The following is an 18289-nucleotide window of genomic DNA, read 5'->3' as shown; positions in this document are numbered from 1 at the left end:
CACGCCGGGCGCGCGGGACGTTTCGAATTGAACGGGTGGCGCGGATGTTCGGGGCGCCATGTTCCGCGCGGGAATTGGCCTTGCTAGGCGCCGTTCAGCCATTGCGTGGCACCGAACACCGCCAGCGCGACGGCGGGCGTCAGCCACGTGAGACGGCGCGCCAGGACGGTATGGTAGCGCAGCAGCCCGGTGAAGGCGATGGCCGCGGCGGTGACGACGGCGAACCAGGCCACGCAGCCGATCGGTCCGCCCCAGGCGTGGATGCAGGCGGCGGCCGACAGGACGAGACACAGCGTGCCCAGCGCGCGCAGCGCCGTGACGCCGCGCGCGCCCGGCGGCCGGGCGAACGCGTGGTCGCGGTGGCGTTCCATCGCCAGCCCGTAGCCTGCGCACCCGGCATAGGCGAACAACAGTGCAGGCGTCGCCAGGATGGCATCGCTCATCGCGCGGGATCCGCGAGATCCGCGGGATCCGCGGGACCCTTGTAGCGCCGCGTCGGCCGGCCAGCCGGCGGGCGGCGCAGACGGCGCGCGATCAGCGCGCACGGCAGCGCCAGCGCCAGACAGACGGCATCGAACCACGGCATCACCCAGGCGCCGATGCTCAGACGATCGAGCAGCGGCAGCACCCCGAACAGCAGCGCCCCGGCGCACCACTGCTCGATCCACGCGCGGTGTCGCACGCGACGCGACGGCAGCAGCGGATGCAGCGCCGCCAGCAGCCAGGCAAGGAAGAACGCACGCACTTCCCAGTCGGCGCGCGTCGACAGTCCGGCCGGCAGCAGGCGGTTCGCCCAGAAATAGACGGCGATCGCGATCGGCAGACCGGCGATCGTCGCGATGTTCAGGTGTTCGACCAGATGGGTGCCGAACCGCACGCGTCCCGTCCTGGTCTGCTTCTGCCGGTATTTGACCGCCCACATCAGGAGCCCGGTCGCCACCATCGCCGCACCGGCGAGCCCGGAGAGGAAAAAGCACGCGCGCAGCGCGGGGTGCGCGAACTCCCCCTGGTGGATGCCGGACATCACGCCGGCCGTCATGCTGGCCGCGCCATGCGGGCCCACGCGCGACAGGCGTGTGCCGGTGATGCCGTCGAAGGTGAGGCTTTGCGTGGCGTTCGACAGGCGGTCGTCGGCGCCGCGCATGAACTTCATGCGTGCCGCGGCGTCGTTCGGCCGGTCGATCCAGATCTGCCGCAGCGACGAGCCGTCGAATTCGTCGATCGCCGCCCGGGCCAGCGGCGCGATCGCCGTCAGGTGTGCGGGAATGCCCGCCGGCGCGCGCGTCGCCTGAAAATCGTAGGCATCGGCGATGAAGCGCGTCTGCCCCTCGGGGCCCGGATAGCGCGCATGCATGCCCCAGGGCATCAGCATCAGCATGATCGTGGTGAGCCCGGTATAGGTGATCATCAGGTGATAGGGCAGCGCGAGCACCGCCGCGACATTGTGCGCGTCGAGCCAGGACCGCTGCCCCTTGCCGGGCCGGAACGTGAACAAATCGGTGAAGATGCGACGGTGCGTGACGATGCCGCTGATCAGCGCGACCAGCATGCACATCGCGCAGAAGCCGACGATCCAGCGGCCGATGTACCACGGCAGGTAGTGCAACTGGAAGTGGAATTCATAGAAGAACTGGCCCCCGGCGGTGGCGCGGGGGGCGTTCGCACCGGCCGCCGCCACGCCCTCGCGCGTCTCCAGCGGCGCGGTGCTGAACGTGCCGTCGTGCTCCCAGCCGATGCGTCCGGCGTTGCCGCGGCTGTCCGGGAAATCCACCAGCCAGCGCGACGCGGTCGGCCCGACCCGCTGCAATTGCAGGACCGCGCGTTGCGCGAGCCGCGTCTGGGTGTCGGCATCGACGGCGCCCGGCGACGGCGCCGCTTGCGCGGCGAGCAGTCTCTCGGGCTGCATCCACTCGGTGATCGGCGCGCGATAATAGCTGGCCGAGCCCATCACGAAGATCGCGAAGAGCATCCAGCCGACCACCAGGCCGACCCAGGTATGCAGCCAGGCCATCGATTGGCGAAAGCCGTTTTTCATCGCTCAGCCCGCCAGCGCGTGGCGGCCGAGGGCACTCACGCCGCCGACGACCGCCGCGGCCACGGCGAGTCCCAGGCAAGCCCGCAGCGCGCTGCGGGCGGCGAAGGCCCAGACGACCGCCGCCGCGTAGATCGCGAAGCTGGCCAGCATGCCCGCGACCACCGCTTCGTCGGGCAGCATCTGGAAGAGCAGGGCGATGCAGACGGCGCCCTGCGCCGCGAGCGCATAGCCGCCGACGATGGCCGCCAGCACGCGTACCGCGATCGCGAGGCGATAGCGCGTGGTGATCATCGCGCGGTCCGCGTGCCGGGGCGCGCAAGCCGATGCGGGCAGACCGGCAGGAAAGACATGAGCATGCAATGGCGCGTGGGTACAAGAATGAGAATTATTACTGTCAAGCGCATGTCGTGCAACGTTTATCTGGGCCGCCGTATCCGCCGGGCAACCCCGCCTTCAGCTATCCCCGCGCGCCTGCAGGCTATAGCGTTTGATCTTTTCGTACAGCGTGGCCTTCGGCAATTGCAGCTGTGCCGCCGTCGCGGTGACCGAGCCCTTGTTCTGCCGCAAGGCATCGCCGATCAACGCGCGTTCGAACTGTTCGGTACGCTCCTTGAGCGAGCGCGCTTCGGGGAGCGTGCCATCGGCGTCGGCGGTTTCGGGAATGCCGAGCACGAACCGGTCGGCCGCATTGCGCAATTCCCGCACATTGCCGGGCCATTCCCGTTGCAGCAGTTCCGCGCGCCGCCGCTCGCCGAGCAGGGGCGCCGGGCGCTGGTAGCGCACCGCGGCCGCCAGCACGAAGTGCTCGAACAGCGGCACGATATCGTCGCGCCGCGCCGAGAGCGGCGGCAGCATGACGGTGACGACGTTCAGACGATAGAAGAGATCGCGCCGGAAACCGCCCGCGGCGATCAGCGCTTCCATGTCGCCCTTCGCGGCTGCCACGATACGGCAATCGACGCGGATCGCTTCGTTCGCGCCGAGCCGCTCGATCAGCCCGTCCTCCAGCACGCGCAGCAGCTTGACCTGGAGCGCCGGCGACATGCTTTCGACCTCGTCGAGGAACAGGGTGCCGCCCGACGCATATTCGAGCTTGCCCAGGCGCCGTTTCATCGCCCCGGTGAAGGCGCCGGCTTCATGGCCGAACATTTCCGTCTCGAACATCGTTTCGGGCAGCGCGCCGCAATTCAGCGCGACGAACGGCCGGTCGCGGCGCGGCGACATCTCGTGCAGCTTGCGCGCGACAACTTCCTTTCCCGCGCCGGTGTCGCCGCTGATCAATACTGGCACGTCGGTCGGCGCGATATTGACGAGGATGTCGCGCACGCGTGCCATCGCCGGGCTCGAACCGATCAGGCGCGTGCCGCCTTCCTCGCCGGCGGCCAGTTCGCGCCGCAACGCCCGGTTTTCGAGCCACAGCTTGCGATGCGCGAGCGCGCGGTGCACGGTGTCGAGCAGGCGGTCGGCCGCGAAGGGTTTCTCGATGAAATCGTAGGCGCCGTCGCGCATTGCCCGCACCGCCATCGTGATGTCGCCGTGTCCGGTGACCAGGATGACCGGTACGTCCGGCGCGACCTCATGGCAGTGGGTCAGCAAATCCAGGCCGCTGATGCCTGGCAGTTTCACGTCGCAGACCACGATTCCGGGCAGTGCGGCGTCGATCAGCGGCAGGGCCGATTCGGCGTTCGGATAGCCCGCGACCGCCACGCCCGCCAGTTGCAGGCTCTGCACGTTGGCGCGCCGGACGAGTTCGTCGTCCTCGATGAAAATGACCTTGAGACCGTCGTGCATGAGAAGACTCGGTGAAGGCTGCTATGCGCGCCGGGAAAAAATCTAGGGACCGTGCAGCAGCGACTGTCGCGCGGCGCCGTCCGCGCGGCGCAGCGTGAGAATGAACACCGCGCCGGCGGCGGCGGGCGCCGCGCTGGCGAGCACGTGCCGGTTGACCGCGCGCAAGGTGCCGCCGTACTCGCTGGCGATCGCCGCCGAGATCGCCAGCCCCAGGCCCAGTCCCTCGCCGCTCTCCTTGGTGGTGAAGAAGGGCTCGAACAAGTGCGCGAGCACGTCGGCGGTCATCCCCGGGCCGTTGTCCAGGACCGCGATCGTCACGTGCGACGGCGTGGTCGACACCAGCAGGTCGATACGCGGTTGCGGCCGCGCGCGCAAGGCATCGGCGGCATTGCCGATGACGTTGATCAGCAACTGTTCGAGCCGCAGCTGGTCGCACCATACCGCGGGCGTGTCGGGCATCGTTTCCGGGTCCATCGGCAGACGCCGTGCCCGCGCCAGCGCCAGGTCCGCATCCGGCAGGGGCCAGGGTTCGCGCGGCGCCGCGCCGTGCAGGCCGGGCGCGAGCGCGATGGAGGCCGCGCCCGGCGGGCGGGCGGCGGCATCCGGGGCGAAATCGGACGGCGCGTCGTCGAGCCGGCAGACGGGATCGTACCAGACACCGAGCGCGACCGCGTGCAGACGGCCCTGGAGCACCGTCAGCGCATTGGCGATGGCACGCGGCACGGGGGTGCGGACGTCGCGCGGTCGCGCCTTGCCGACGAACAGCTTCAGTTGGTTGGTGATGCGGCCCATGCGGTCCGTCAGCGAGGCGATGGCCTCCAGGTTCTCCGCGGCGGCATCGCGCTCGTCGCGTTGCAGCAGGATCCGGGTGTTGTCGGAAAACGTGCGCAACGCCGCGAGCGGCTGATTGAGTTCATGGGTGATGCCGGCCGCCATCTGGCCGAGCGCCGCGAGCTTGCTGGCCTGCACCAGTTCGCGATGCGCGGCGCGCAGCTCCTGTTCGGCGCGCGTGCGCTCGCGCACTTCCGTGTGCAGCAGCGCGTTCGCCGCGGAAAGATCGGCGGTGCGTTCGTCCACGCGCTGGTTCAATTCCGCGTAGGCGGTGCGCAGCAGGGCGCCGCTGCGGAGCATGTCCTGGATGCGCGCGCGGCGCGTGCGCAGGTAGAAACGCAGCAGGAACAGGCAGAGCCCGCTGAAGGCGGTGATGGCGGTCGCGTAGTTGGCGCCGGAGACCACCGGATCGAGCGACGTGAAGACGGTGAGCTGCCAGTGCGGTTCGGCGAGCTGGCGGGTGCTGGCCAGATAGCGGGTGGCGTGGCCGCGTTCGCCCACGCGTACGATACGCGCGTCCGGCGCCAACACCTGCTCGGTGACGATGTTCAGGGGCCTCAGGCGTTGCTGGGCATATTGCCGCGAGGCGTCGACCGCCGCCGCGACGTTGGCCGACAGGGGTGTCAGCGTATGGTATTTCCACGCCGGTTCCGACGACAGAAAAATCACGCCATGATCGTCGGTGACGATCAGCGGCTCGCCGGCGTCGCTGCGTTGGAACCATTCGAGATCAAGCTTCACCACGGCCACGCCGATGATGGCGCCGTCGCGCGCGCGCACCGGCTGCGAAACGAAATAGCCCGGCTCGGCGGCACTCGTGCCGATGCCGAAGAAGCGGCCCGCGCGGCCCTGGATCGCGTCCTGGAAATACGGACGGAAAAGATAGCGCCGGCCGACGAAACTGACCGGCCCCTGCCAGTTGCTCGCCGCGATGCAGTCGCCCGCCGCGTCGATGATGTAGGTGGCGCTCGCCTGCGCTTCCCGATTGACCCGCGCGAGAAAGAGGTTGGTGCGCTGAATCGCCTGCGTGGCGTCTTCGGCCCCAGGCGGCGCGGTGTCCCGCGCGGCGCTCAGATGCAGGCTTTCCTGCACGTAGGGGTGGGTCGCCAGCAGATAGGGGAGGATTGCGTAGCGGTCCAGCGCCGACTTCAGATTGATGTCGACGCGATCGACGCCGGCTGCGGCGTGTTCCCGCAGGCGCACGATGCCCTGCTGCCAGCTGATGGTCCAGGTCGCCAGGCAGGCAAGGAGCAGCGCGGCGACGAGGGCGACGGAGAGGGTGAGGCGACGGATCACGATCGTCAGATTTCAGCGCACACGAAGCAGGGGCGGCCTGCCCGAGCGGGCAGGTCTTCGCGCGATCGACCGCGCAGCGTCAGAGGCGCAGTTCGGTTTTCAGCTTGGTGCGGTCGAGTTCGTTTTCCCAGCCCGATACCACCACCGTCGCCACGCCGTTGCCGACGATGTTCGTCAGCGCGCGGCACTCGCTCATGAAGCGGTCGACGCCCAGGATCAGCACCATGCCCGACAGCGGGATGGTGGGCACCACGGCGAGCGTCGCGGCCAGCGTGATGAAGCCGGAGCCCGTCACGCCGCTGGCGCCCTTGGACGTCAGCATCGTCACTGCCAGCAGCGTCAGCTGCTGACCCCACGACAGATCGGTGTTCGTCGCCTGCGCGATGAACAGCACCGCCATCGTCATATAGATGTTCGTGCCGTCGAGGTTGAACGAATAACCGGTCGGCACCACCAGCCCGACGACCGAACGCGCGCAACCCAGCTTTTCCAGCTTGAGCATCAACTGCGGCAATGCCGCTTCCGACGAACTGGTGCCCAGCACGATCAGCAGTTCTTCCTTGATGTATGCCAGGAAACGCACGATCCGGAACCCGGCCAGGCGGGCGATGACGCCCAGTACCACCAGCACGAAGATGAGCGAGGTCAGATAGAACGAGCCCATGAGCTTGAGCATCGGGATCAGCGAGCCCACGCCGTACTTGCCGATCGTGAACGCCATCGCACCGAACGCACCCAGCGGGGCCAGACGCGTGATGATGCGCACGATCGAGAAGAAGACCGCCGAGAATTTCTCGATCAGTTCATTCAGCGCGTGACCGCGTTCGCCGATGGAGGCCAGCGCGCTGCCGAAAAGAATGGCCATCAGCAGGATCTGCAGGATCTCGTTTTGCGCGAAGGCCGAGACGAAGCTGTCCGGAATGATGTGCATGAAGAAGTCGACCGTGCTTTGGCCGTGCGCCTTCGCGGCGTACGAAGCGACCGCGCTGGCGTCCAGGGTCTTGACGTCGACGTTGAAGCCGGAACCCGGTTTCAGGATGTGCGTGGCGGCCAGGCCGATGACCAGGGCGAACGTCGACACCACTTCGAAATACAGCAGCGCCTTGCCGCCGACGCGGCCGACCTTCTTCATGTCGCGCATGCCGGCGATGCCGGTGACGACGGTACAGAAGATGATCGGACCGATGATCATCTTGATCAGCTTGATGAAGGCGTCGCCGAGCGGCTTCATGTCGATGGCGAGCTTCGGATAGAAATGACCGAGCGCGATGCCAAGGGCGATGGCGATCAGCACCTGGATGTACAGAACCTTGTAGAAGGGTTGTTTCACGACGACTCCATATGTCTGGCTTGACTGAATTTTTTCCGCCGGCGGCTGGCCTGCGCGGCAAGGGGTGACGGCGGCGCGCCGCGGGTCATGCGTTGCGGACCGACCGGCTCGCGATGAGGAACGGGGGAGCGACGGACGCGGTCCTGACGGCCGGCCCGGACGCGGGACGACCCCCGGGCCGGTCGGCGGCGGGAATGAAACGGTGCATGCTGGTCTCCTCTCGTTGCTTGTTGTCATGACCGCGCGGTGCGGTAGCTCTTTTTAGCAAGACCGGTGCCAATCGCGCGTCTTCAGAAAACCGTTGCGGGCCGGGCTTCGCCGCGCCGATGCCGAAACGCGTTTATGGTTTTTCGGAAAATTCACAAGGCGCGTGTCCGGTTCGCCGGACGCACGCGGCGCCGTTCGACGGCAATTCGATCGATGCCGCGTGCAGGCCGTCGGCAAACGGGTAAACTTGCAGCAATGTCGCGCGGGAAAGCGCCGCGCAGGAAAGCGCCGCTCGGGATTGCCTCCCGGAGGCGCGGTTCCGCGCGGCGGCAGCGCTACAGCACAATCCCGGCCGACGCTCGGGCGTCGGTTCGCTCATCCAGATTTCTCGCATGCTCAATGTAGTTGTCGGTTTATTCGGTTTTTCCGCGTTTCTGATACTTCCCTTCTTCTGGCGATTGGGTCGCGCGGTGTTCAACGCTACGCGTTCCGGCGGCGGGCGGGACGGCGGCGGCATCGCGGCGCTGTGCCTGGCGCTGGTCGTGGTGTTGATCGCCGCGGCCACGTTCGAGGCCGGCTGGCGCGGTGGCGCGGCGGGATCGGTAGGGCAGGGCGCGCATGCCTTCCTTGCATCCCGCGTCGGCGGCGGCGCGGCGACCGCGCTGGCGTTCGCGATCACGCTGGCGGTCCTGCCCTGGTATCTGGGATGGGGCTGGCGGCGGGTGGTCGGTGCGTTCGCGGCGCTCAGTGATTCGCTGGGGTTCGGCGCGCCGGGCTGGGCACGGGCGTTCGCCGAGCATGCGCCGCGACGTGCGAGCCGGCAGGCGCGGCGCGCGGATTCGCGTCACGACGCGCGCCAGGAGTCCGGGGTCGACGCGCGCGCGCAGGGGTGGTCGGATGCGCGCACGGATTCGCGCGCCGAGGGGCGCCGCGAGGCCTGGACGGCATCGCGCGGCGCGGTCCGTCCGTCAGCCTGGCCGCCTGCCCAGGGGGGAGCCGGCACGGGTGCGCCGGCCACGCTGCATGCCGGTGAGCGAGTCGACCATGCCTTGCCGCCCGCGTCGTCGCTTTCGTCGCTGCGCCCGTCGATGCCCTCGTCGACGAAGCTGGTGCGCGCGGGTGCGGTGGCGCGCGTGCTCGGCAAGGGGAGCAAGCCCGAGCCGGTCGTATTGCGCGAACCCAATCGGGGTTCGGCGGTGCCGGAGGGCGCATACGATTGGCGTCGCGCCGCGGCGCAGACTGCGCGCGAACGGGAAGTGGCCGCCGCGCGACCGGTGACGCGCGGCGCCAGGCCCTGGGTGCCGGCATCGGCGTCACGGCCGGCGGCCGTGCCGCCGGAGCGGCCGCTGTCGCCGCTGTCATCGTCCGCGGGTATGCCGCTGCCGGCTTCCGCCCCGCGCAGTGCGGAATCGCGGATCGTGACCCGGCCGGTGCCGGACGCCGTGGCGATCGCGCCGCGCGCCGCCGCGTCGTCGCCGGCCGCACGTGTGGACCCGGGCCGGCGTGCGCCGGCGGGCGGCCTGCCGCATCCGGTCGAGGAACGGCGTGAGCCCGCGTGGAAGCGTCAGCCGCCACCGGCTCCGGCCGCTGCACGATCGGCGCCTGTGGGGGGAAGCGAGGCGCCGCCGACGCCCTGGGTGTCGATCATCGAGCGTGCGGATACGGCGCCCGCGTCCGCGCCGGCATCCTCGCCGATGCCCGCGCGGACGAACCCGCCCTCTATGGCGTCTTCGACCCCACCCGTGCCACCGCCAGTGCCTCCCGCCGTAACGATATCGACCGCGCCGCTGGCGTGGACGCCCGTGCCGGCGGTCGAGCCGATTCCGGCGCCTGCGCCTGCGCCGGTGCTCGCGCCAACGCCCGTGCCAACGCCCGTGCCAACGCCCGTGCCAACGCCCGTGCCAGTGCCAACGCCTGTGCCTGTGCCTGCGCCTGCGCCAACGCCTGCGCCTGCGCCTGCGCCAACGCCAACGCCAACGCCAACGCCAACGCCAACGCCAACGCCAACGCCAACGCCAACGCCTGCGCCAACGCCGGCCCCGGCACCCTTGTCGCCTGCGCTTGACCCCACCTCTGTCGCCGTGGCCGAGCCTGCGTCCCTGGCGCCTGCGCCATCGTCGTACGTTGCACCGCCGGCAGTGCAGCTGGATTCGCTGGCGGTGACGCGGGATGTCGTCCGGGAAACGGATGCCTGGCGACCCGCGCTCGCCGGCGAACCCGGGACCGCGATGACGTCGGATACGGCGCCCGGCACCCGTGTTCCGCCATGGGAGGACGCACCCGTCCATGCGTTCGCCGCGACGCCGCCGAACGTCGCGCGAGAGGCCGGCGCGACGCCTGCTTCCGGTAGAAGCCCCGGCGCGATCGACCCGTCGGAGGCCGCGCAACCGCAACCGCTTGCCGTCGAGCCGCCGCGGTTCATGGACGACCCGCGCACGCGCCTGGAGGACGACGAGCCGCTGGCGTATCCCGAGCCACCGCTGGCGTCCCCGGCACCGAATGCGTGGCGAGTGCCGGCGGCACCCCCGCCGGTCCACGCGGCGCCGCCCGCGGTCACGCCGCCATCTTTCGCGGCGGCGCCGTTACCCGGCGCGCCGGCAGCCGGCGTCGCCGTCGCGTCCGCGAACGGCGCGCCGGCGGCCACCGCGCCCCGCGCCGCGCCAACCGAGGCGTTTTCCAGCCTGCTGCCCGAGGCGCCGAGCGTCGATCTGCCCGGCCTGGACCTGCTCGCGCCGCCCGGCGACGCGGTGGAACAGGCATCCGAGGAAGCGCTCGCCGAAACCGGGCAGCTCATCGAGCAGCGTTTGCGCGAATTCAAGGTGCCGGTGAGCGTCGTCGGCGCGTCCGCCGGACCGGTCATCACGCGCTTCGAGGTCGAGCCGGCCATCGGCGTGCGCGGCAGCCAGATCGTCGGCCTGATGAAAGACCTGTCGCGCGGGCTGGGACTCACGTCGATTCGCGTCGTCGAGACGATTCCGGGCAAGACCTGCATGGGTCTGGAACTACCCAATCCGCAGCGTCAGATGATCCGCCTGTCGGAAATCATCGCATCGGACGCCTACCAGCACCACGATTCGCCGCTGGCGATCGCGATGGGCAAGGACATCACGGGGGCGCCCGTGGTCATCGATCTGGCGCGTGCGCCGCACATGCTGGTCGCGGGGACCACCGGCTCGGGTAAATCGGTCGCGGTCAACGCGATGATCCTGTCGCTGCTGTACAAGGCGACGCCCGACGAACTGCGCATGATCATGATCGACCCGAAGATGCTCGAACTGTCGGTGTACGAAGGCATTCCGCATCTGCTCGCGCCGGTCGTGACCGATATGCGGCTGGCCGCGAACGCCTTGACGTGGTGCGTGGCCGAGATGGAGAAGCGCTATCGTCTGATGTCGGCGCTGGGGGTGCGCAATCTCGCCGGATTCAACCAGAAGATCCGCGCCGGCATCGCCGCCGAGCGGCGCCTGACGAATCCCTTCTCGCTGACGCCGGATGCGCCGGAGCCGCTTGCGCCGCTGCCGATGATCGTGGTCATCATCGATGAGCTGGCGGACCTGATGATGGTGGCCGGCAAGAAGGTCGAGGAACTGATCGCACGGCTGGCGCAGAAAGCGCGGGCGTCCGGCATCCATCTGGTGCTGGCCACGCAGCGCCCGTCGGTGGACGTGATCACCGGCCTGATCAAGGCGAACATCCCCACCCGGGTTGCGTTCCAGGTGTCGTCGAAGATCGACTCCCGGACGATTCTCGATCAGATGGGCGCGGAATCCCTGCTGGGCCAGGGCGACATGCTGTTCCTCCCGCCGGGCAGCGGCGACCCGCAGCGCGTGCATGGCGCCTTCGTCGCCGATGACGAAGTGCACCGCGTCGTCGAGCATCTGAAGCAGTTCGGCGAGCCGAATTACGAGGAAAGCATCCTCGCCGGGGGCACCGTCGATGGCGTGGGGGGCGATGCGAACGGCGGCGAGGGCGGCGACGCCGAAGCCGATCCGCTCTACGACGAGGCGGTGGCTTTCGTGGTGCGCTCGCGGCGCGCATCGATTTCCTCGGTGCAGCGGCAGTTCCGGATCGGTTACAACCGGGCCGCGCGCCTGGTGGAACAGATGGAGGTGGCCGGCGTCGTCTCGTCGATGGGCAACAACGGCGGACGCGATGTGCTGGTGCCGGGCGCGGCCGAGTAGCGCATGACGATGCCCGGGGGCGCCTCGCACGCGGAGACGGATGCGGAAAAGGGCGCCGGCGCAGACGGGGACGCCGCCGCCGGGCGCCGGATTCACATCCTGGCATTCCATGATGTGCAGTTGCTGGACGTATGCGGGCCGCTGCAGGTGTTCGCCTCGGCCAATGCCTGCGCGAGCGCACGGGGCATGCCCCGGCCGTACGATGCGCATGTCGTCGCCGCCGGCGGGAGCGTCCTGTCGTCGGCGGGACCGACGCTGTCGACGCTGCCACTCGCGCGGGCGCCGGCACGGGCCGACACCCTGATCGTCGCGGGCGGCGAGGGCGTCATGGCGGCATCCGGCGATGCGGAATTGCGCGCCTGGGTGCGCGCTCACGCGGCGCATGCGCGCCGTCTGGCATCGGTCTGCTCCGGCGCCTTCCTGCTCGCGGCGGCGGGTCTGCTCGATGGCCGGCGCGTCGTGACGCACTGGGCGCACTGCGACGCGCTCGCCCGCCGCTACCCGTCCTTGCGCGTCGAGCGCGATCCGATCTTCATCCAGGATGGCGACGTGTGGAGTTCCGCCGGCGTGACGGCAGGTATCGACCTGACGCTGGCTTTCGTCGAGGCGGATCTCGGACGTGCGCTGGCGCTGCACGTGGCGCGTCATCTGGTGGTCTTCCTCAAACGGCCGGGCGGGCAAAATCAGTTCAGCACCACGCTGGCGCTGCAGGAGTCGAGCGAGCGTTTCGGCACGCTGTTCGCGTGGATCGCCGACCATCTCGGCGAGGAACTGCCGGTGGGAAGGCTGGCCGAGCGGGCGGGCATGAGCGAACGCAGTTTCGTGCGGCATTTTCGCGCGGATACGGGCAGGACGCCCGCGCGGGCGGTGGAGCGCATGCGTGTGGAAGCCGCCTGCCGTCTGCTCGCCGAGACGGCAGTGCCGGTGAAACGCATCGCCGCGCGTTGTGGTTTCGGCAGCGAGGAGACGCTGCGGCGCGGTGTGTTGCGGATCGTGGGCGTGGCGCCGCAAGATTACCGGGAACGCTTCGGCACGGGCACGGGCACGGGCGCGGGATGAAACGGCGCCGGTGTTTTTCCCGACGGTTCCTTGTAACATGACGACATCGAATCCTGCCGTCGCGCGCGCCGGGCGGCACGCCCGCGCGGACCGTTCGGGCGCGCGGGATGTTCCTCTTCCGGATTTTGCAATTGGCTTACAAGCTTCCTGATACCGCCACGGCACCGTTTTGCCCGTCCGAGATTCGCGGCACCGTCGAGGTGGCCCAGGATGCGCCGCTGTTCCAGCGCCTGCTGAAATTCACCGGCCCCGGGCTGCTCGTTTCCATCGGCTACATGGACCCTGGCAATTGGGCCACGGACATCGAGGCGGGATCGAGGTTCGGCTATGGCCTGCTGTTCGTGGTGGTGTTGTCGAGCCTCGCGGCCATGGCGCTGCAGTGCTTGTCGATGCGACTCGGCATCGTCACCGGGCAGGATCTCGCGCAGCTGTCGCGCGCCCGTTACCGGCCCGCCGTGGTGCGGGGTCAGTGGGTACTGGCCGAGATATCGATCATCGCCTGCGACCTCGCCGAGGTACTGGGCGGCGCGCTGGCCTTCCATTTGCTGCTGGGCTGCCCGATAGCCTGGGGCGTCGCGCTCACCGCGCTGGACACCTTCATCGTGCTCGGCCTGCAGGGAAAACATTTCCGGCATCTGGAGGCGATCATGCTCGGGCTGATCGCCACTGTCGGCATCGGCTATATCGTCGAGCTGTTCTGGATCAAGCCGCACTGGCCGGACGTGGCCGCCGGCCTGATGCCGTCGTGGAAGACGCTCACCGAGCGTGAGCCGCTGTATCTGGCGATCGGCATCCTGGGCGCCACGGTGATGCCGCACAATCTGTATCTGCATTCGTCGATCGTCCAGACGCGCGTAGTGGGACCCGGCGCCGCGGCGAAAGCCTCGGCGATCCGTCTGCTTCGCGTGGACACGCTCTTTTCGTTGACGCTGGCGATGCTGATCAATGCCGCGATCCTGATTCTCGCGGGCGCGGCATTCTATGCCCACGGGCACCGCGGTGTGACCGAGATCCAGGACGCGTATCAACTGCTCGCCCCCATCGTCGGCACCGGCTTCGCCGCGACATTGTTCGCGATCACCCTGCTGGCCTCCGGGCAGAGTTCGACCTTCACGGGAACGGTGGCGGGACAGGTCGTGATGGAAGGCTTCCTGCACCTGAAGATTCCCTGCTGGCAGCGGCGGCTGATCACGCGCGGGCTGGCCCTGATCCCGGCTTTCATCGGCGTGGCGGTCGCGGGCGAGAAGGCGATCGGGCAACTGCTGGTGCTCAGCCAGGTGGTATTGAGCCTGCAATTGCCGTTCGCACTCTATCCGCTGATCCGCATGACCGACGATCCGGGCCTGATGGGCGAGTTCGCGAACCGCTGGTGGACGCGGGCGCTGGCATGGGCATTGTTCGTCATCATCACCGCGGCCAATCTCTGGCTCGCCGCGCAGACGTTCGGCTGGGTGTAGGGGCGGCGGGACCCTGCCGGAAGGAGATCACCGCGAAGCGTGCTGCGTCATCCATCGCGCCGCGTCGATGCTGATGCGCGCGGCGTTCGCGATCTTCAGTCCCGGCAAACGCGCGCATGCCGCCGCGATGCGCGCCGCGTCGCCCGCTTCCACGGCTTCCGCACATTGCAGCATGGCGCCGAGCAGTCCTGCATGGTCGCTGATCGCGCCAATGATCGGCGGCAGGAGCCGGAGTTCCTTCATGACGTCGATGCCGGCCGAACCGAACATCGCTTCGGCCATCGAGAACACGCCGGTCATGAAGGCCTGATCGATCAGTTCCGAGTTATACGGCTGCAGGAACTCGGCGGTCAGTTCCATGAAACGCGCGCGCGTCGCGATCATTTGTATCAGCGGGTCGGATTGCGCCAGGCCGTCATCGTTGTTCGCGTACAGCAACAGTTGCGCCCAGCGCGCTATCTGTCGCGTCCCCACGGAGAGCGTCGCCTCGCGCAGCGAACTGACCGGCCGCGCCAGACCGTGCCCGCCGCTGTTGGCGAAGCGCAGGAGCTGGATGGTCAGCTTCGGGATGCGCTTGAGTTCGCTTTCGATCTGACGGATGCCCGGGTCACGGCTCAGCAGGCCCAACAGACTCACCAGCGGTCCCCGTTCCGTGACGAGACGCCGCGACGAGAGGATTTCCGGCCGCGCGAAGTAATAGCCCTGGAACAGGTCGAAACCCAGGCGGCGGGCCAGCGCGTAATCGTCGGCCGTTTCGACCTTCTCGGCCAGCGCGGTGCACCCGGACATCTTCACCATGGCCAGGATGTCGGGAAGTTCCGAGCGCAGGCACTTCGTGAAATCGATCTTGGCGATGTCCACGTACGAGAGATTGTCGAGCGCCGCGGTGCTCGCGAGCGCCATGTCGTCGAAGGCGAGCCGGAACCCCTGCGCGCGCAATTCGCTGCAGCGCTGCAGCAGATCGTCTTCCAGCAGCACCGTCTCGAGTATCTCCAGCACGAACAGATGCGGCGGCAGCATCGAAAGTACGTCGCTGAAAAGGATATCGCGGTTGACATTGATGTAACCGATGTCGGAGCCCAGCACCGTGCCGAGCCCGAACTCGCCCAGCATCGTCGCGATCACGTGCGAGGTCGCCTGACTGTCGTCGGCAATCGTCGCGGCATTCACCGGGCTATCGCGATACAGAAGTTCGTAGCCGGCAAGCATGCCACTGCGGTCGACGATCGGCTGACGCCCAAGGTAGACGTTCGCCGCATCGCTGGCAGCGTCCGGACCAATGTTCGTCATAGGGGTTTTTCGCATGCGGTTCTTTTCTTCTTCGGCCAGAAATACGTGCGGCTCCAGCGCCAGGCTTGCTTCGTAACAGTGCAGTTCTTCCATCTCGATCACCGCGGATATTCCTCGCACACAATACCCGAACCCTATAGGGCACGGGTAGCAAAAAGCCGTGTAAACACATTAATCATTCGTTTGTTTGGTCTTATTTACCGATTTTCTCGAGTTTTTCCTAAAGCATTGAAAGACGCCGCCGTAAAACAGGTTCTCCGTCGCTTTTACCGAAATTTTGTGGCGAAAAAGCAGCAAGTAGCAAAATTTGCGGGTACTTTTTGCTCCTCGATTGATGTTTATCGGCACGAATCCGAAAAAATTTCTTCATTTTTGTTTTTGATTTTTCGTGGCGCTGCCCGTCGGGAGGCCATAGAGGATCAAGCTGGGCGGGGGATGAGAGGAGGAATCGGAAAAAATGTCAGATTTTGTCCGACATGGGGACGAGGGATGCCTTACGGAAAACCTGCCTGTCGTTCCGATATGCGGCGAATTCCAGCTTCGCGACAATGCATTCGAGGTCAGCGTCTGTACGGAGCGACCCACAACCCAGTCAACTAGCCGGCCCGTCTGAGGGGCATCTCCATGAGCATCAGCCACACCACACTTGATGAACTGCGGGAAGTCAATCTTTCCTATCTGATGCTCTGCCAACGCCTGCTGCGCGATGACCGGCCGATGGGGATGTTCAGACTGGGCGTTTCCGAACAGGTCGCGGACGTGCTGGTCAGCCTGACGCTGGCGCAGACGGTGCGGCTGGCGTCGTCCAACCAGCTGCTGTGCCGCTTCCGTTTCGACGACCACGCGATCCTGTCGACGTTGACGCATGTCTCGAAGAACGTCGAGACCGCATCGTCGCATGCCGCCATTCTGCTCGCCGGGCAGCCGGCCGAACAACTCGGTTAACATTTTCTTATATTGAGTCTGCCATGGCAAGCCGAAGCGTTGTGCTGGAAGCGCGTGAAATCACCCTGGCGATCGAACTGATCGAACTCGGTGGACGTCTGCAGGTGCTGGAAGCGGAAGTGGGCCTGAGCCGCGAGCGGCTCATCAAGCTCTACAAGGAAGTGCGGGGCGTCTCGCCGCCCAAGGGCATGCTGCCTTTTTCGACCGACTGGTTCATGACCTGGTAGCCGAACATTCATTCGTCGCTGTTCTACAATACCTACCGCTTCATGGTCGACGAAGCCAAGTGCCCGCCGATCCAGGCAACCATTCGCGCCTATCGTCTGTATCTCGAACATGTGGGCATGCAGAGCGGCGAAGCCGTGCTGGGCCTGACCCGCGCCTGGACGCTGCTGCGTTTCTTCGATAGCGGCATGCTGCAGTCGGCGCCTTGCAGCCGCTGCGGCGGTCACTTCGTGACGCATGCGCACGAGCCGCGCAACGGCATGGTGTGCGGGCTGTGCCAGCCGCCTTCGCGTGCCGGCAAGACCCGCGCGAACAGCGTGTCGAAAAACGCCGCGGCCGAAGCCATCCGCGTCGCGTCGCTGCCGGACGCGTCGGGTGCGGACGAACCGGTCGACGAAGACGCTCTCGAATCGATGGTCTAGCGAGGCCGTCGCCCTGGACGCGCGCACGACGCCCCGTAGTGTCATGACGCCAGGCCCGCACCACTGCATTTCATCGGCGCCGTTCGCGCGCCGCTGCATTTCCCCCTCTTTCCCTCGTGCGCGGCGCGGCGCCGGCCGGCGCTTTCCGCGCGGCTTCGTGCCGTGCCTCGTGCCGTGCGTTGCGTCCGGCGACGTTTCAAATATTTATCGTTTTTCCCCTTCAGAAACCGTGACCCGGACCGTTAATTCGATGGAACGACAGGAGATACGGGAATGAAGCGCGAGGCGGTCCTCATCGGTAAAGAATCGGAGTGCGGCACGTGCTGATTTTCGTGGGCTACGTCGTGGTGCTGCTGTCCGTATTCGGCGGCTATGTGATGGTGGGCGGTCACCTCGCCGCGCTGTTGCAGCCGGTCGAGTTCCTGATGATCGGTGGCGCGGGACTGGGTGCCTTTCTCGTCGGCAACAACGCGAAATCGATCCGGGCGACCGCGAAGGTTCTGCCGTCCCTGTTGCAGGCGAACCGCTACAACAAGGTGCTGTACATGGACTTGATGGCCGTGATGTACCTGTTGCTGGCGAAGGCGCGCAAGGATGGCGTGATGCGGCTCGAGGACGATATCGAGCGCCCCGAGGACAGCAACCTGTTCCGCGCGTATCCCCGCATCCTGCAGGACCCGTTGATTCTGGATTTCGTCATCGATTATTTTCGTTTGATGGTGAGCGGCAGCATGAACGCATTCGAACTGGAAAATCTGATGGACGAGGAGATCGAGACGCATCACTGCGAGGGCGAAGTGCCCGCGCATTGCCTGACCCGGGTCGCCGACGCGCTGCCGGCGTTCGGCATCGTCGCGGCGGTGATGGGCGTGGTGCACACGATGGCCTCGGCCGGGTTGCCGCCGGCGCAACTCGGCGCGCTGCTGGCGCAGGCGCTGGTCGGCACCTTCCTCGGCATCCTGCTCGCCTACGGTTTCATCGCGCCGCTCGCCTCGCTGGTGGAGCAGCGGGTGGACGAGTCCACGAAGGTATTGCAATGCATCAAGGTGGCGATCCTGGCGAATCTGAACGGTTATGCGCCGTCGGTGGCGGTTGAGTTCAGTCGCAAGGTGCTGTTCCTCAGCGAGCGGCCGACTTTCGCCGAACTCGAATCGCACGTCAAGGATGTGAAGGGGCGCTGAACGCGACCTTTCATCACACTCCAGCCGAATGGCCCCAGA

At 67.3% G+C, this 18289-nt stretch carries 12 protein-coding genes and 1 pseudogene; 6 read left to right on the top strand and 7 right to left on the bottom strand.

Annotated features, from left to right (window positions below; all coding sequences use genetic code 11):
• Window positions 1-83 precede the first annotated feature (83 nt).
• From OVY01_RS02075 to OVY01_RS02050, 6 genes are all read right to left on the bottom strand, one after another.
• Window positions 84-443 (bottom strand): DUF3325 domain-containing protein, encoded by a 360-nt coding sequence (locus OVY01_RS02075; RefSeq protein WP_267845270.1) that lies wholly within the window; start codon window positions 441-443, stop codon window positions 84-86.
• Entirely contained in the window at window positions 440-2035 is a 1596-nt protein-coding gene (locus OVY01_RS02070) for a PepSY-associated TM helix domain-containing protein (RefSeq protein WP_267845269.1), read from the bottom strand. Before OVY01_RS02070 ends, OVY01_RS02075 begins: the two co-directional genes overlap by 4 nt.
• Window positions 2036-2038: 3 nt before the next feature.
• Window positions 2039-2326, bottom strand: a complete 288-nt coding sequence (locus OVY01_RS02065; RefSeq protein ID WP_267845267.1) for a DUF3649 domain-containing protein — start codon at window positions 2324-2326, stop codon at window positions 2039-2041.
• A gap of 162 nt (window positions 2327-2488) precedes the next feature.
• On the bottom strand, window positions 2489-3826 hold the full coding sequence (locus OVY01_RS02060) for a sigma-54-dependent transcriptional regulator (RefSeq protein ID WP_267845266.1): 1338 nt from the start codon (window positions 3824-3826) through the stop codon (window positions 2489-2491).
• 42 nt (window positions 3827-3868) lie between these two features.
• Window positions 3869-5953, bottom strand: a complete 2085-nt coding sequence (locus OVY01_RS02055; protein WP_267845265.1) for an ATP-binding protein — start codon at window positions 5951-5953, stop codon at window positions 3869-3871.
• A 79-nt stretch (window positions 5954-6032) separates the two neighbouring features.
• Window positions 6033-7283, bottom strand: coding sequence for a dicarboxylate/amino acid:cation symporter (locus tag OVY01_RS02050; protein ID WP_267845264.1), 1251 nt, complete (start codon window positions 7281-7283; stop codon window positions 6033-6035).
• Window positions 7284-7882: 599 nt separating this feature from the next.
• On the opposite strand from OVY01_RS02050, the gene OVY01_RS02045 reads away from it, so the two are divergent.
• The 3 genes from OVY01_RS02045 (at window position 7883) to OVY01_RS02035 (ending at window position 14187) form a co-directional block, all read left to right on the top strand.
• Window positions 7883-11671 carry a DNA translocase FtsK gene (locus OVY01_RS02045; RefSeq protein WP_267845263.1) on the top strand — a complete coding sequence of 1263 codons (3789 nt, stop codon included), beginning with the start codon at window positions 7883-7885 and terminating at the stop codon, window positions 11669-11671.
• A gap of 3 nt (window positions 11672-11674) precedes the next feature.
• Window positions 11675-12730, top strand: a complete 1056-nt coding sequence (locus OVY01_RS02040; protein ID WP_267845261.1) for a GlxA family transcriptional regulator — start codon at window positions 11675-11677, stop codon at window positions 12728-12730.
• A gap of 131 nt (window positions 12731-12861) precedes the next feature.
• Complete coding sequence (locus OVY01_RS02035; protein WP_267845259.1) at window positions 12862-14187, top strand: Nramp family divalent metal transporter; 1326 nt, start codon at window positions 12862-12864, stop codon at window positions 14185-14187.
• Between the two features lie 27 nt (window positions 14188-14214).
• Here OVY01_RS02035 and OVY01_RS02030 read toward each other — a convergent pair whose 3' ends face one another.
• Entirely contained in the window at window positions 14215-15570 is a 1356-nt protein-coding gene (locus OVY01_RS02030; protein WP_267847637.1) for an EAL and HDOD domain-containing protein, read from the bottom strand.
• A 531-nt stretch (window positions 15571-16101) separates the two neighbouring features.
• On the opposite strand from OVY01_RS02030, the gene flhD reads away from it, so the two are divergent.
• The 3 genes and pseudogenes from flhD (at window position 16102) to motA (ending at window position 18250) form a co-directional block, all read left to right on the top strand.
• Window positions 16102-16422: a flagellar transcriptional regulator FlhD gene (gene flhD / locus OVY01_RS02025; RefSeq protein WP_267845257.1), complete on the top strand. Its 321-nt coding sequence runs from the start codon at window positions 16102-16104 to the stop codon at window positions 16420-16422.
• 23 nt (window positions 16423-16445) lie between these two features.
• Window positions 16446-17069, top strand: a pseudogene (flhC, locus tag OVY01_RS02020) (flagellar transcriptional regulator FlhC).
• 320 nt (window positions 17070-17389) lie between these two features.
• Entirely contained in the window at window positions 17390-18250 is an 861-nt protein-coding gene (motA, locus tag OVY01_RS02015) for a flagellar motor stator protein MotA (RefSeq protein WP_267845255.1), read from the top strand.
• Window positions 18251-18289: the final 39 nt, after the last annotated feature.

The organism is Robbsia betulipollinis, assembly GCF_026624755.1.
GTDB classification, from domain to species: Bacteria; Pseudomonadota; Gammaproteobacteria; order Burkholderiales; family Burkholderiaceae; genus Robbsia; species Robbsia betulipollinis.
Note: the sequence above shows the minus strand (reverse complement) of the source record. Positions and strands in the feature narration are given on the sequence as shown.

Bases quoted from the DNA above. Each gene is read 5' to 3' on its own strand.
- OVY01_RS02075 (WP_267845270.1), bottom strand. From the start codon at position 443: ATGAGCGATGCCATCCTGGCGACGCCTGCACTGTTGTTCGCCTATGCC.
- OVY01_RS02070 (WP_267845269.1), bottom strand. From the start codon at position 2,035: ATGAAAAACGGCTTTCGCCAATCGATGGCCTGGCTGCATACCTGGGTC.
- OVY01_RS02065 (WP_267845267.1), bottom strand. From the start codon at position 2,326: ATGATCACCACGCGCTATCGCCTCGCGATCGCGGTACGCGTGCTGGCG.
- OVY01_RS02060 (WP_267845266.1), bottom strand. From the start codon at position 3,826: ATGCACGACGGTCTCAAGGTCATTTTCATCGAGGACGACGAACTCGTC.
- OVY01_RS02045 (WP_267845263.1), top strand. From the start codon at position 7,883: ATGCTCAATGTAGTTGTCGGTTTATTCGGTTTTTCCGCGTTTCTGATA.
- OVY01_RS02040 (WP_267845261.1), top strand. From the start codon at position 11,675: ATGACGATGCCCGGGGGCGCCTCGCACGCGGAGACGGATGCGGAAAAG.
- OVY01_RS02030 (WP_267847637.1), bottom strand. From the start codon at position 15,570: ATGGAAGAACTGCACTGTTACGAAGCAAGCCTGGCGCTGGAGCCGCAC.
- flhD (WP_267845257.1), top strand. From the start codon at position 16,102: ATGAGCATCAGCCACACCACACTTGATGAACTGCGGGAAGTCAATCTT.